This is a genomic window from Ochrobactrum vermis, assembly GCF_002975205.1.
Taxonomy (GTDB): domain Bacteria; phylum Pseudomonadota; class Alphaproteobacteria; order Rhizobiales; family Rhizobiaceae; genus Brucella; species Brucella vermis.
Map to the genome: position 1 here is coordinate 1 of NZ_PCOC01000003.1, position 14,185 is coordinate 14,185.

Sequence of the window (14,185 nt, forward strand, 5' to 3'; positions counted from 1 at the left end):
TACGCGAGTAAACAATTTCGGCCACGCTGATACGGCGAAAGTCCCCATTATTACTTGGATACCGTAATATCCAACATAGGCGACGAACATCACCTTGAGCAGCGGCGTGATTTCAGAGCCGATAAATATTGTAAGCCTGCGAAGAAAAATTCTCGCCGGACTTATCAATTCTCTCCAAAAGATCGCTCAAGAAATCATGCATAGCGGCCCCCGACTATTCCGACGCTATCGAATTGATTGCAGCAATGGCGGTCGCTGGATCGCCATTGATAAAGGCCATAGGTCCGCAGTCGTGCCGAATGTCTTCGGCAAAAGACGTGAGATTTGCTGGACGTTTGCACGGAGCAGTCCTTTTCCTTGACCGTTCCGCAGCCGGCAACACCGGCTGCGATGGCGGTGAGGATAAAGAACTTCAGGAAGATGTTTGCGATATTAGTTTGCACTGTACGTCAACACCTTCTTGGAATTGGAAATGTCGGTGAGGCGGCGCTGATTATCAGTCTGCAACGACGACACGGCACCGTTCATGACGCCGATCAGTTCATTGATGGTCAGCCCTGCTTGGACTTGCAGCTGCGTGTTCTGGTCGATGGAACCTTTAAGGTCCTTTGCCTGACCGATACTCTGCCCGGCCTGTTCAAAAGCGCTTTGGCGCGTCGTTACCGCCTGTTGCGAACCATTTACGAGTGCGGCGACACCAAGCACAGTGTTGACCATCTGTTCATAGGACTTGTCTCCGCTGAAGCTGCTATTTTCTTGCCCCGATAAGTTCTTAACGAGCTGAAGCCCGTTGATGAAAGTGGATGCCACCTTGGCGATGTCACCGCCCATGCTGCCAAAATTTGGCACCCCGCCGGACATAAGGCTGTCAAAAGAGGGCATTGACGATACGCTAAAGCCGTTCCCGACGGCCAGGTTTTGCATCTGGTTGGCATCGCCGCCGCGATCACCGGTAACGGCCTTCAATGTCTCCTCGACCGTTGTCAGGATTTCCTTGTTTGTCCCGAGAATCTTGTCAGTCGTGACGGAGGTTTGTTTTGCCACTTCATAATTGGCAGCATCGATGACCGGGACACCACCTGCATAAGCCGCCGTGGGAGCGAACGATGCCGAAGCTACGGCAATCGCTGACGCCGAAATGATCAGTCGTTTCATAATAATCTCCCTTATTGAGGATCGAGGTTAAGTTTGATGTTCGCCTCGCGTTCACGCTGCTGAACGCAAGCCTTTTCTTCCGGATTCCATTCGAGGCCGGTACGGGGATCACAAACGCCGGTCGTTTCTCGGGGCTTGTCGTCTTTCTTCTTGGACGCAGACGATTGAGATGCGCCAGAAATGCCACTGGCTGAAACTGCATTGCGGCTGTTGAGCAGGTCGGCCATTGAATTGCCGAGGACAATCACCTGGTTGACCATTTCGAGGTTCGCATTTCGAGCGCCGGCGTTGTGATCCCAACTGTCTTGAATTGTGCCGGACTGGATACCGCCGAGCTGCTGAAGCCATGAGGCGACGTTGGCGGTACTTTCCTGTGTTGCCTGCGTCGTTGCCATCGAATTGATGGTCGAATCCCGCATACCGGAATATGCTGTATCGCCGCCGCCGTAGTTCATGGGCAGGTCCTTTGATCCGCCGAACGCCGGAGTCCATTTCTGCGTGATATTCCGGACGTACCCCTGCGTTTCCTTGAACGGGGGAATGCCGCCATATTTTTTAACGTTGCCAGCGCCAGCATTGTACGCTGCAAGGGCGAGGTTGGCGTTGCCGTTGAAACGCTTGAGCTGCTGTTTAAGATAACGAGCACCACCGCGCAGGTTCTGTTCAATGTTATGGGGATCTACGCCCAACTCTTTAGCGGTATCAGGCATCAACTGAGCCAAACCGATAGCTCCCACGCCCGATTTCGCGCATGGATTAAAGCGGCTTTCCTGATAAACGAGTCCTAGAAACAGATTCTCGTCTACACCCTCTTCGCGCGCCACTCGTTTGACCAACCCGGAAATTTCTGGATTGGCTTTGGCGGCTGCAACGGGATCGTCCTTGCGCCCTGGTCGGTAGACGGCACATGTTACGCTCTTGTTGAGGGAAAACCGGTCTTTATTCGTCTGCTCGATCTCGGACGTTTTTTGATCACGAACCGTTCTTTCGGACAAATTTGACCCGTCAATGACAGGAACGCCACCAGCCAATGCTGACAAAGGCATGGTCGCTGACGCCAAAAATATGCATAGAGCAGTTTTCTTATGCATCATTCCTCTCCCATCCGCAGAATTCAGCCAACCAGTTTTCAGGCTCATCGCCATATCGTTCCCGCAGCGCAGCACATTCTTCGACGGTCTCTTTTCGACCCGACAGCACTTTGACGAGATCAGGCATTTTCGAGAGATCGAGACGGGCAATGACTGAGTCATTCCCGTGCTTGACGAGAAACGTGCGCTTTTCAGGCGGGGTGTTTTTGATGAAATTGAATTCTTTAACCGTCAGGCCAAAGCGTTTGATGTAGCTCTCTTCGTCAGCGCGCGGGTTCGGGAAATGAATATTCGTGGCCGATTGCTCAATAAGGGTGTGAGACGCCTTTGCTTTGGCAATATCCGCTGCCGACTGAGTTCCGAAACCTACAATTCCGTTGAGCTTACGGATGGTTTTCATCTTATCGATGATGAAATGACTGAACGTTTCATCCATAAGCAGCTGCCAGCCTTCGTCCATGAAGAACATGACAGGATCGCCGTTCAGAAGCTCATCGAGACGGTGATAAAGGTACATCAGTGCGGGGGTTCGGATATCCTCGTTGCCGAGGATGCTGGTCATATCGAAACCGAAGACACTACGCCCGGAGAATGACAGCACATCGTGCTGCGCATTGAACAGCCACGCTTTTTCGCCATCGATCCAAGGACGCAACCTTGACGCCAGGTCGTTCGCATCTGCCCGCGATCTGCCTACCAAGAGTCCCGAAAGGTTTGGTAAGTTGCGCTGAGCTGCCGGCTCTTCCATGATACGGGCAATTGCCCGTTCCAGCGTGTCTGCGTCCTCCTGGCTGAAGTCGCGTTGATCGCTAGATCGCAACATTGATTTCAAAAGGCGAAGCAGAAAATCACGATTGGGGCCGGTGTTTTCCAGCTGAAGCGGATTGAAACCAGTCGGTGTTCCCGGGGAGAGAACTTCGTAAGCTCCCCCCATGGCACGCACGAAAATCTCGGCACCTCTATCCTTGTCAAAAAAGACAGCTTTAGGGGTAGGGCTGATGCGCATCGCCTGCGCCAGCAAGAATGTCAGGGCGACGGTCTTACCGGAGCCAGTAGGGCCAGTGACAAGGAAGTGACCAATATCGCGACGATGAAAGTTGAACCAGTATGGGGTTTGCGAGGTGGTCTCTAGTATCGTGATCGGCAGACCCCAATGAAGATTGTCCGATTGACCGGTCGCGAAATTGTGCATCGATGACAGGCCGGAGAAATTTGCCGAAGACAGCATGGCCTTTCGCGCACGATAGCTATGGTTGCCGGGCAATTGTGCCCAGAAGGACGCTTCAAGGTTCATATCCTCGCGCAGCCAGTTGTTGTTCATGTCGGTCAGGCAGCTACCAAGCTCGGAAACTGCTTTGCTCAAACCTTCAAGGTCGCGAGACAGGCAAAGCAAAGAGAAATGGTGAATGCCAAAAACAGCCTCCTGATTCATGAGGCTGTTAAGCGCGAAGTCGATATCGCTTTCGACTGCACTTCCGGACTCATCCGACGCGGCAATCTGGCGCTGAAGCCGGGTGATACGCTCCAGCGCAATGGGTTTGTCGGAAATTGTGAAGCTTTGTGTCAGGATGAACTCATGATTCACCTGCAACAGTCCATCCAGCATTCCGGGACCGGTGTATGGCGAATATTCTTTGATAGAGAGCATCGCGCCATAACGATTGTCCTCATCGGTGGCGGCTTGCGTTTGCATCGCTCGCTTACCGAAATGTAGGCGTGACGTTCCGACGTAATTTCGAATTCCCATCCGGGGAAGACGCATTTTGCGTGGCACGCCGCAGGTCAGAATGGTGTTTATGAACTCGCACGGTTCGGAATGTGGCTCTCCATCGCGATAAGTTATACCGAGCTCGCGCGCGCCATATTTCTGCAGCTCGCGCGTCATGCTGGAAACGAGCTCTTCGAGTTCGGTCACTGTTTCACGCGTTTGCTGATCTCGAACCTCAGCGCCTCCAGAACGGGTAAATGCACGACTTACTATGTCGCTGAGGCCGAGGGCGCCACGCATATTAGTCCGCACGATCGAGAGATAAATTTCATTGGCGAACATGCGCTTATGGCGTAACTGGCTCATATAGCGGTTATTCAGCTGTTCGCAGAACGCATCATCGAATGCGCCGCCGATTTCGGAGTCAACCTGTCTGCGTATTACTGTCGACCAGACAGAAAAGCGGCTCGATCCAAGCGCTCGAATGATCGTATTTTGAACATTCGAGCGCATATTCAGTTCGGCTTGATCTTCGGTTTGGAAAAAGAGACCGTCGAGTTTGATGACCGACAAGAGTGCGCCGTTTTCCAAGCCGATCACTGTATCCGACATATGCCTCAGATATGGGATATGCGAAGCCATAGGCCGCTCATTATGAGCGACCTTGCCAAATCCGAGTTCTTCTCTGACGACTTTCAACATTAGCTAAGGTCCGTACGAATTTGTTCCCCAGAAGGACTTGTTGCGTGTGCGAGGCGTTTTGCGCGCGGTGACTTCAAGCACATCGAGAATTTTGTTGTCCCAAGCGCAAAGGGAGAACAGAACCGCATAGCTGATCGGGGCCAGGAGCAGGGTCCAGAACGACTTGCTGACCAGCCATGCTATGATTGTGATGCCGATAACGACGACGACTGCCATATACGGGACACCCCACATGGTGGGAGATCGGGTTAACCCGATTACCAACGGTGTCAGCTGCGGCTTTACATCCTCGTACTCAGCCATCGCTAGTTTCCAACCGTGCTAATCAGCTCGTCGACGATTGATGGAGCACCGAAAACAAGACCGATTCCGAGGATCACACCGCCCGCAAGAAACCAAGACAGTCGGCCAGCAAATGCGAGGAAACCGAGCGCCATAACAGCGATGATCGCAAACAGACGACCAATAGGGCCGCTAATGAAATCAACGATAGCTTGAAATACTGTCTGAACCGGCGCGAAGGCACCATTAACGCCACCTGACTGTGCAAACGCCAAATCCGCCCCGACAATTTGCGCAGCAGCCAGCAAACCAAGGCAGACTGCCAGCTTTGAAGCGCTGATATGCCAAACCTTATTCTGTTCGTTGATCATCCTTCTCTCCTTTAAAAATGCATCACGCCACCAACGAAGGTGCCGGTTTTCTTGACTGCAATGACCCCGGATTGAGTTTCGCTCGCCATGACCGGCGAGGATCTGCGACCGCTCGCAACGAGCTTCTTTTTCGGCGCTGGCATGGTTACGCCAAGCTGGTAATTGACGACCTTTGCGACGTATCCGACGGTTTCCTTGAACGGTGGAACGCCGCCGTACTCATAGATGCGGCCTTCGCCTGCGTTATAGGCAGCGGCAACAAGCAGGGGGTTTTGGAACTCGTCCAAAAGCACCCGGAGATACTTAACGCCGCCTTCAATATTTGACGCCGGATCACAGACGTCGCGGACGCCGAAGCGCTCAGCGGTTCCCGGCATGAGCTGCATCGGCCCGCGTGCGCCTTTGTCTGAATTGCGGGAACGATCGAACTGGCTTTCTGCCCAGGTGATGGCGGTAGCAAACAGAGCGTCGACTTGATGTCGGCGAGCGGCCTGTTCGACCAGAGTTTTGATTTCCTCTGGTGTTAGCGGGGAGGGGCCGCATTCGGGAGTGGATACAGCGGCCTGCTTAGTAGAACGCATATCACCTAAACGGGCAGATTCGTCCTGAAGAGAGATAGCCGGATCGGTAATATCGGCGAGAGAGCCAGTTGCTATTACGGTGCTGGATACATTGCCAATATGGTTATTCGTGTTGGTGCCGTTGCCGCTTTTATCTTCCGCAGAAACGATGCCATCAGAACCCACGACAAATTCTTTGCTTTCGCTTGTCCAGCGGCGGTTGATTACAGTCAAATCCGAGCGTGATCCGGATGCCTTGTGAGTTGCGGCCTCGGCGTCGCCATCTTGCGCGAAAGGCGCAATTGCGCCTCTTTCTTCTGCGCAAGTGGCGGCAATCCCGAACGGGATGAACAATGTGGCGCTTAGCAGTAGCGCTTTGATTGAAAGCCTCTCCATTCTAGCCCTTTAGCTCCTGTCGCAGACCTCACATGCTCTGTTGAGGTTGCAGCGAAAACCGATTAAGTTCATATAGCATGATACCGATTTGGCTAAGTGATACATGCTTTTTTGCAAATCATAAACCCCCTATGAACAGGGAAAACGAATAAGCAAGACGGTAAGGGCTAGAAAATGAAGAGAACCATCGCAATCGCAATGAGCAGTTGTATGTTGGCAACAGCCGCAATCGCAGCGCCTGCAATCAACAAGGATTACATCAAGTCGCTGGCATCGCCGGGGAAGACCGTGCTTGTCATTGAGTATTATGACGGAGACGGAAAAGTTACGGCTCGGAAGGGGTTTGCATCCGCCTCGGGCTATAAGGCAACTTCACCGACCGAATTTCGGGTTGATGATAAGACCCTTCTGAATCTGTACGGGCTAGAAGCCTGCAAAGGCGAAATGGTCAATCGCAAGGATGATTTTGCTGGTTCTTGCACTGACTACGCCAAGCAGCAGCTGCAGATCATGTTGCAGTCGCCGAAGGTTCTCTTTTGTCGGGCATTTGTAAGTGAAGAGAGCGCACCCAAACAAAATGTGACGTGCTACGGCTATTACAATTACCCCGGGAGCCTGGACACGGTTGATATGCTCGAAGAGCAATTGCTCTCTCTTGGCGCGCTCCGCATTGCGAAATCGAAAGACGGGAAGCTAGATCGTCCCGATCTGGAGAACGCGCAGAAGATTGGAGAAGTCGGCTCCTATGGTATGTGGGCCGATCCGCGGGTGAAGGCCCAATGAAGCCAGCCCTATTATCGCTCTGCATGGTCCTTTTATCGACGACGGCTTTTGCAGCCCCGGAGGGATATTTCGACCTCCAGCCGGGCGTTACTTTGGAAACTGGCGATACGTGGGTCTCAGAAGGCCAGCGCTATCGCCTCTATGGTGTTCAGTCATGCCTTCGAGGAACTGCTTTCACTGACACGACCGGAAACAAGAACGACTGCGGTGAGGCGTCGCTTGCCGTATTCGCCGCTTATATCAAAGACACCAAACCGGTGTGCGCTCCCGTAGCGCAAACTGCCGATACTTCTTATGTCATTTGCTACGCCACAATCGGCGGAAATCGCCTCGATTTAGCGACGGTGTTGATTACGAGCGGCTATGCCTTTGCCGCGCTGAAGGCTGACGGGCTTCCCTACTATCCAGCATACGCAGTGGCCGAACAGGAAGCTCGTGAGAAGCGGGCAGGCCTCTGGCAATTCGAAGACGTTCAGCATCCTGCCATCCTGTTGAGCAAATCGGCAAACGAACGGACGAGGAATGCCCAACAATGAAATATCTGATCGTAGCAATGTCATTTGCCCTCGCATCGACACCAGCATTCGCAGCTGATGCTATTAAACGCGCGCCAGCTGCCAGCGTACCGGTTCAACCTAGCCAGCCGGCACCGCTTCCAATCCTCAAGGGTCGTGTCGCGGTTATTGATGGTCGGACCCTCTGGTTTCCCACTTATGCCCAACGAGTTCGGCTTGCGGATATTGACGCGTGCGAATTGCCTCAATGGGCGCTTGATCCGAAATGGACGAACAGGGACGTCACGAAAGCACCGCCGCCTGTACCCTGTGGACCCTTTGCAAAAGCTTGGCTCAAAAGAACGATCGGGGCGTCCGCCGTCTCCTGCGCTGTCGTCGGCTATGATGCTGAAGGCATGGCACGAGCAAGATGCATATCACGGGGACGCGACCTAGCTCTCGAAATGCTTCGCGTGGGTTGGGCGAGGGTAGATTCACCCTACCTCAGCCACCCTCAATATATAGGCTATCAGCGTGCCGCCATGTCGGCGCGATATGGCATGTGGGCGACTTATGTTCTGGATATGAATGAGTGGCGGCGCAAGGCCGTCGACAAAACGCTCGATCGTCAGCCAATCGCGGATTTCAACCTACTCGTAGAGCGCAAAAGCGAGATCTCTCCCCCGTTTGCCGACGCGCGCAGAAAACCAAAAAGGACAGACCGATAGTTGTCGGAGATCGCTCATATTGCGCTCAATTTCGCGCGCGATCCCATGGCCTGCTTGTTGCTGGCCATCCTGCTATCGTTTTTGCTTATCATCCCGTCGTCGAAAATCTGGTGGGTCCACGGCATAATCGCTGCCCTTTTCCTCACCGTATCGCTGTTTTTCCACGAACAAAGGCAAATGTCGTTCGATGCGTTCTTGATCGGCGTCTTTGCCTATCCAGCGGTATGCCGCGACATTCCCAATTAGCTCTTGGTCTATCGAGTTGGAATTTACTGGTTTTCTGCGTTCACACTTATCGCCCTATGCAGCTACGCGGCCGGAGATCTCATCACACGGTCCCCCGTTCACGCCCGAGACATGTTGCCTACCGGGTTGGTTTCAACAGCTACAATATGAGGATGACCTGAAATGAAGCAGTTTCTGTTTGCACTCGCTGGCCTTGGCACTATCGCCGTGATGCCATCCGCTGCAATTGCACAGGACACGGGAGGGACGCCATCTTGGGGTTGCCAGGTTCTTTTGTGCGCAGCATCCTCAAACCCTTCGTGGCATGGCGTACCTTATTGCGTCCCGCCCATGACCAAACTGATCAAGGCCATGGCAAAACCGGGTTTCTCATGGCCCATTTGCCATGAGGCAAAGTCTGGCAAACCCGGATATCAGCCTTACGAGGATTGTCCATCTGGTTTCAAGGAAGCCAGCAATATGAGTGATCGCGGCGCAATGCTGTCCAACCGCTGCGAAAAGACAATCAACACCTGCACCAACAAGATCAGGGAACAGAATAAAGAACTTCAGCAATACAAGGATGTTCAATATCGAGACATTGGCAATTCGGATCGAGGAAATAGTTGTCGAAAGGTCGTCTCCATTGCCCGGCCTATGCGAAAAGACCCTTACTTTTTTGATATTCCCGATTATCAAGGTCTTAAGCGGCGCTATTGGTTCAACCTGAAACTTTGAGGAGCTCTAATGAATCAGAATGCACTTCTCGCACTGGCAGCTAGTGCCGGCATCGCAGTCGGTGCGGGCGGCACTTGGTTCGTAGTCTTCAACTCTTCTAGCAACGCAAAAGCAGTTGCTAAGGCCGATATCGTTGCGGCCATCAACGCCGACCCGACACTTTGTCCTGTTCCAGATGAGCCAGCATCGAGCGCTAAACTCGATGTACCAACTCAAGCTGAAGCACTGATTGCCGTGAAGAAACTGGAAGAAAAAAATCCGCTATTGTGGGACAGAAGTGAACTTGAAAAGCTATCAGTCTCACTAGCGAATTGTTGGCCTGTTGAAGGTGCCAACGGCATGGTCGAATGCGTTACCAACGTCAAAAAAAATCCGTCAGCGCAAGCTATTGCGAGGACGGTTGGATTTGCCAAGGATCAATCATCTGGCGAATGGATTGCGACAGACCGCAAATAATGAAGCCCGCGAGCGGGCTTCCATCACAGTTAGATATTTTCGACACTCTTCAAAACTGTGGCCACTTCGTTTTTCGCGAGGGTTAGCCGTCCTGAGATAATAGAGGCTGCGAGATAGACCAGTTTGCCGATTGCGTCATCTAAATCTTGTGGCTCATAATCAACGATCCGGCGAGGATCGTCAGCCAGGGACGATAATTCCAGCAGTCGTTTTGTCGGGCCAGCGTTACATTCTGGAACGCCGCCCCTTTTGTTTTTCCAACTTATCGCATTCCCAATCGCATCCATAATGGCCTCCGCAAGTCATTTTCAGAAGATGGGTTAAGCTCATAAGTGCAATTCTCAAAACTGACGCCTAGTTGATAGCAGCAGGAAGCATGTCCATTAGTCGATTGCATGCCTCTTACTGTACGATGCTCAGTTTCTTGCCTCCCTGCACTAATTTCTGACGAAACAGCCATCCCAAAATTTAAATGATAAAAACGTTGATTAAGGTATCTTGCACGCTAGGATACGAAACCAAGCGAAACGCAACGAAATTTGAGCCGGTAAGAGATTGATAAAAAACGGAAAGTTTTTTTTCGTTCCACCGAACGATGGGAGCGATTTCAAGGAATTGTTCAAGCGCATCGCCGCTGAGGGCGCAGGTCGCTCGCTCGGTAGCGACGGCGCTCGCACTGGCCCATGGACGCCGGAGCTACTTGCGGAGGCCATAACGCTTGTCGATCCCAAGCAGGTCGGCGTTGATCTGCGAACTGTACAGCTCTGGTTTCAGGAGAATGAGAAAGGCATAAGCACTACCAACATCGGTTTGCTGGCGAGAGTTCTAAGCTGCGGTGACACGGCTGCCAGAAGCGAATGGATAATGGAGCTTAACGCCGCTCAATCCCGGTTGGTGGCCAAAAGACGCGAGATGAAGAGGGCCGGAAGTGTTGGGCCATCGGAGCCAGACCAGGGTGCAGCTCGAATAGCAACATCGGATTCCGTAAGGGATAAGGATGTCTCGCTATGGAACCTCCCAAGATGGTCTGAGAAGCTTCTGAGCGAAGGTTCTCAACTGAATCTGTCTGCCTCGGTTTTTGCGGGAATGTCCGCCCTTGGATTTCTTTCGTTCATCATAGGCATTCACAATGTTAAATTCACCCGATCCGATGGGGTCATCAAGCAGGTCGGCTTCCTTTGGGCGGCGAACTGGACATTAGTGTTCATGGTTTTCCTTCCGCTGTTCCTGGCCTTTGTTTTTGAACTGGTGAATTCGTGGAAGCACGAAAAACGGAAGGGGTTTGTCGATGGCGCAATCGAGGACAGCGACATCGCATGGAAGCGAATTATTGACGCTTCGTCCGGTTCATTCTGGGCAGTGTTCCTAATATGCTTGTTGTTTGCGGGTGTTTTTCAGTGGATTGGCGTCTGTTTGATGCCTCTCATCAAAGGCGGAGGTAATTACGCGACCGATTGGGGCACAGTCGCGATAGTGCGGCCTGAAATCGTAACGATACCTGTTGCAATCTTTTTCACGGCGCTCGCTTACCTCTATATGAGCTTTTCGTTTTATCTTTTTTTCGCCGGTCTTATTCTGCTTTATTCGGTCATTAATGACTTTTGGAAAATCCGTGACGCGGTAAATTCAAGGGCCCGTTTGGAGGTGGACGATCTAAGCGATACCGGGTTTTGGGTTATGCAGTGGGTTTTCCGCTGCACACTCTTGGGTATGCTGATCGCTACCGTTATGAAGCTTCAAAGCTCTTATCTGGCGTCAAATGGCCCAAGCATCGTTGCATGGGTGATTAGCGACCTGTCATCGATCGTATTCGACCGTACAGGTGTGCACAGTCGCATTAGCTATCGGATGCCGACACACTATAGCAGCCTGCTCATCGCAATATCGACCTGTTTTGTTTTTCTATATGGTGTGATCCGCGCTGGATCCGGAGGTCATTTTAAAGTCGCTCTCTGGAAAATGACCGCAGTTGTGGCGCTGCTTTTCGCAAGCTATTTGTCTATCGACGCGTTTTCCGGCTTTACGGTCCTGATGTGTGCCGGGCTCCTAATCGCTATTTACTGCTTATTTGATCCGGCCTTCGGGCGCGGGCGTGCGAGTGAGGTTAGCAATCAAAGTGTTTCATAGTTGGCTTGATCAATGGGATGAGAAACGGGCACGACGCGGTGAAGATGCTAAAAAAGCAACGATCGTCAGTCTTGATGCAGAACGCGGGTTTCCGGGCGCTGCGAATGTTTCCAACATCGAAGAATTCTGCAAGCTCGGGGTGCAGGCAACTGCCACGCCATCGTACTTCAGAGCGCCACTCGGCAACGACAACGATTTTGAGCGGGCAGGGGACTTCCTCAAATTTCCATCTGATATTTCGACAGACGTTGAGGAAAATAACCTGGTCTGGTCGAAGATCACCGATAGCGGCTCGCGCGACAAGGCACTGGTAATCTTTCATCATTGGAACGCACGATCCCGCAACCAACAGATAGCGGGTTACTTGTCCAAAAGGGGCATCACAGTCGTTGAGATTGCTATGCCGTATCATTTTGAAAGGAGCCGTCCGGGGGCCGACTACGCTGATTATATGCTAAGCGCAAATCTTGGCCGAACGATCGAGTCACTACGGCAGGCCGTGTGGGATGGACAGAAGCTCATTCGTTGGCTGAAAAGCGAAGGATATCGAGAAATCTCCGTACTCGGAATGAGCCTCGGTTCATGGGTCGCAGGACTGGTCGCAGCTCATGATACCAACGTTAAGAAAGCCTCGCTGTTTCTCACAGGCGGCAGTCTGGCCGAAATGGTCTGGACCGGTCGAGCAACGCGAGCCATACGCGAGAGCTTTGAGCCCACGATAGACCTTACTCATCTACAAAGGGCTTGGGCACCGCTTGATCTGGGGAACTACGCTTTCAGTCTCGCCCGTCCTGATCTGGATATTCAGATCGTCTTGGGAAAGCGAGACAAGGTTGTATTGCCAGAAGTGTCAATTGCTCTGTTGGAAAGTCTGAATAATGCTGGCGTAAACCCCGATGTTCTGCAATTAAACTGTGGTCACTATTCACTGGCAATTCCGCCGTACATAATTTTCGCCGGAATTAATCTAAAACGGTTTTTGTCGCAGTCTGGCAAATCAGATCGCCGGACATGACCTAACCTTTGTAAATATTCATCATCAAGGGCAGGGGGCTGGCCCTAATCAAGGGGATCAATTTCACCATCTCGGAGGGGAATTAATGGTCAAACTGCCTTTGAAGGCCCTGCTTTGTACGAGCTGCGTTGTATTGGGAATGGCAGGTCAGGTTTCTGCCGGCGGACTGGAACGTGGCGGCTATAACATCGACCTTCTGTTTAATCCGGATCGCTTCGCCACGGAGGCGACCTCCATCTATGTCATGCCAAACAGGAAACTAAATAACGTCAGAGATAGCAGTCCGTGGGACGGACCAGTCGGTGGGGGACGAACCGACGGTGTTAAGGAATCTGAGGCTTATTGGGTTCCGCGGATCGGTCTCAAGGTCGGTATCACCGATTCCCTTGATTGCCTTCTCGACTATTCGCAGCCATGGGGCGCACATACAAATCCCGGTCGAAACTGGGCTGGCGCCAACGACAACACCGAAACCAAAATGAATAGCGATGGCTATTCCGGAACCTGTTCTTATAAATTCGACGTCAGCGAGAAGGGCCAGATTCGGCTCATCGGTGGTGTGTTTTACCAATCCATGGACGGCTTCAAAGAACAGCTGGTCGCGCCTATCCCGGCTAACCCGTTTGGCTGGAACGGTCTCGGTCGATTAACGCTGGAAGCAGACGGATGGGGATGGCGCAGTGGTGTCGCCTACGAGATTCCGGAATACGCATTTCGTGCCAGCTTGGTTTATAATTCCGAGGTTAAACTTGATGAGATCACCGGTAAGCTCGATCTCACAGGTCTCCCGCCTGGCGCTGGCGGAAATCCGCTCGCAGGCGGATCATGGGATGTAAACGGATCCGCCAAGCTGCCACAATCCCTTGAATTGAAAATGCAGTCGGGAATTGCGCCGGATTGGCTTGCCTTCGGGTCGTTAAAGTGGACCGACTGGAGCGTTCTGCAGGATATTCCATTCTATTATAAGGGCGTACGAGCAACGTCGCTGGATCTACTCTATCGCGACGGGTGGACTGTAACGGCAGGTGTTGGCCATAAATTCAGCGATCAGTGGACCGGCGCAGTGCAGATCTCTTGGGATCGCGGTACGTCGACAACGATTGGCAGCCAGACCGATACCTGGACGCTGGCTGGTGGAGCATCTTACACGCCAAATGAACGCGTTGAGCTTCGATTTGGTGGATTGATAGGAGTGCTTACCGGCGGTGAAGTCTCGAATGAGGTCGTCAACCCTGCAACAGGCCGTCCTTATCTGGATGCGTCCTATGACTTCGATGATGATATCGTTTCTGCATTGACCTTCTCATTGAAGGTCAAAATATAATCTGGCAAAGCCCGCAATTGAGCGGGCTTC

Annotated in this window: 16 protein-coding genes and 1 pseudogene; 9 read left to right on the top strand and 8 right to left on the bottom strand. The window is 52.3% G+C overall.

All coding sequences use genetic code 11. The annotated features are described in order from the left end of the window. Positions 1–214: 214 nt before the first annotated feature. The 7 genes and pseudogenes from CQZ93_RS27110 to CQZ93_RS24875 form a co-directional block, all read right to left on the bottom strand. A pseudogene (locus CQZ93_RS27110) lies at positions 215–431 on the bottom strand (hypothetical protein). Position 432: 1 nt separating this feature from the next. Further along, positions 433–1,155 carry a type IV secretion system protein gene (locus CQZ93_RS24850; RefSeq protein WP_105545306.1) on the bottom strand — a complete coding sequence of 241 codons (723 nt, stop codon included), beginning with the start codon at positions 1,153–1,155 and terminating at the stop codon, positions 433–435. An 11-nt stretch (positions 1,156–1,166) separates the two neighbouring features. After that, a complete protein-coding gene (locus CQZ93_RS24855; RefSeq protein WP_422616118.1) occupies positions 1,167–2,246 on the bottom strand; it encodes a lytic transglycosylase domain-containing protein in 1,080 nt (359 codons plus the stop codon). Next, positions 2,239–4,656, bottom strand: a complete 2,418-nt coding sequence (locus CQZ93_RS24860; RefSeq protein WP_105545308.1) for a VirB4 family type IV secretion/conjugal transfer ATPase — start codon at positions 4,654–4,656, stop codon at positions 2,239–2,241. Before CQZ93_RS24860 ends, CQZ93_RS24855 begins: the two co-directional genes overlap by 8 nt. A 3-nt stretch (positions 4,657–4,659) precedes the next feature. Next, positions 4,660–4,959, bottom strand: coding sequence for a VirB3 family type IV secretion system protein (locus tag CQZ93_RS24865; RefSeq protein ID WP_094544258.1), 300 nt, complete (start codon positions 4,957–4,959; stop codon positions 4,660–4,662). A 2-nt stretch (positions 4,960–4,961) separates the two neighbouring features. After that, entirely contained in the window at positions 4,962–5,309 is a 348-nt protein-coding gene (locus CQZ93_RS24870; protein ID WP_105545309.1) for a TrbC/VirB2 family type IV secretion system protein, read from the bottom strand. Positions 5,310–5,320: 11 nt separating this feature from the next. Continuing rightward, the gene (locus tag CQZ93_RS24875) at positions 5,321–6,223 is read right to left on the bottom strand and encodes a lytic transglycosylase domain-containing protein (RefSeq protein WP_286154297.1); all 903 of its coding nucleotides are present in this window, start codon (positions 6,221–6,223) and stop codon (positions 5,321–5,323) included. Positions 6,224–6,439: 216 nt separating this feature from the next. Here CQZ93_RS24875 and CQZ93_RS24880 point away from each other — a divergent pair, with 216 nt between their 5' ends. The 6 genes from CQZ93_RS24880 (at position 6,440) to CQZ93_RS24905 (ending at position 9,689) form a co-directional block, all read left to right on the top strand. Then, the gene (locus CQZ93_RS24880) at positions 6,440–7,048 is read left to right on the top strand and encodes a hypothetical protein (protein WP_105545311.1); all 609 of its coding nucleotides are present in this window, start codon (positions 6,440–6,442) and stop codon (positions 7,046–7,048) included. Continuing rightward, the gene (locus CQZ93_RS24885) at positions 7,045–7,584 is read left to right on the top strand and encodes a thermonuclease family protein (protein ID WP_105545312.1); all 540 of its coding nucleotides are present in this window, start codon (positions 7,045–7,047) and stop codon (positions 7,582–7,584) included. The genes CQZ93_RS24880 and CQZ93_RS24885 overlap by 4 nt, the downstream gene beginning before the upstream one ends. Further along, a complete protein-coding gene (locus CQZ93_RS24890; protein ID WP_105545313.1) occupies positions 7,581–8,270 on the top strand; it encodes a thermonuclease family protein in 690 nt (229 codons plus the stop codon). Before CQZ93_RS24885 ends, CQZ93_RS24890 begins: the two co-directional genes overlap by 4 nt. Then, a complete protein-coding gene (locus CQZ93_RS27115) occupies positions 8,271–8,516 on the top strand; it encodes a hypothetical protein (RefSeq protein ID WP_286154298.1) in 246 nt (81 codons plus the stop codon). Positions 8,517–8,678: 162 nt separating this feature from the next. After that, complete coding sequence (locus CQZ93_RS24900) at positions 8,679–9,233, top strand: hypothetical protein (protein WP_105545314.1); 555 nt, start codon at positions 8,679–8,681, stop codon at positions 9,231–9,233. 9 nt (positions 9,234–9,242) lie between these two features. Continuing rightward, positions 9,243–9,689, top strand: a complete 447-nt coding sequence (locus CQZ93_RS24905) for a hypothetical protein (protein ID WP_105545315.1) — start codon at positions 9,243–9,245, stop codon at positions 9,687–9,689. A gap of 29 nt (positions 9,690–9,718) precedes the next feature. Here CQZ93_RS24905 and CQZ93_RS24910 read toward each other — a convergent pair whose 3' ends face one another. Then, positions 9,719–9,976 carry a hypothetical protein gene (locus CQZ93_RS24910; RefSeq protein WP_105545316.1) on the bottom strand — a complete coding sequence of 86 codons (258 nt, stop codon included), beginning with the start codon at positions 9,974–9,976 and terminating at the stop codon, positions 9,719–9,721. 268 nt (positions 9,977–10,244) lie between these two features. Between CQZ93_RS24910 and CQZ93_RS24915 the strand changes: the two genes are divergently transcribed. The 3 genes from CQZ93_RS24915 (at position 10,245) to CQZ93_RS24925 (ending at position 14,155) form a co-directional block, all read left to right on the top strand. Then, positions 10,245–11,816, top strand: a complete 1,572-nt coding sequence (locus tag CQZ93_RS24915) for an RcgA family putative transporter (RefSeq protein WP_105545317.1) — start codon at positions 10,245–10,247, stop codon at positions 11,814–11,816. Continuing rightward, positions 11,806–12,831: an RcgR family putative quorum lactone hydrolase gene (locus CQZ93_RS24920; protein WP_105545318.1), complete on the top strand. Its 1,026-nt coding sequence runs from the start codon at positions 11,806–11,808 to the stop codon at positions 12,829–12,831. The genes CQZ93_RS24915 and CQZ93_RS24920 overlap by 11 nt, the downstream gene beginning before the upstream one ends. 85 nt (positions 12,832–12,916) lie before the next feature. After that, on the top strand, positions 12,917–14,155 hold the full coding sequence (locus tag CQZ93_RS24925; RefSeq protein ID WP_105545319.1) for an OmpP1/FadL family transporter: 1,239 nt from the start codon (positions 12,917–12,919) through the stop codon (positions 14,153–14,155). Positions 14,156–14,185: the final 30 nt, after the last annotated feature.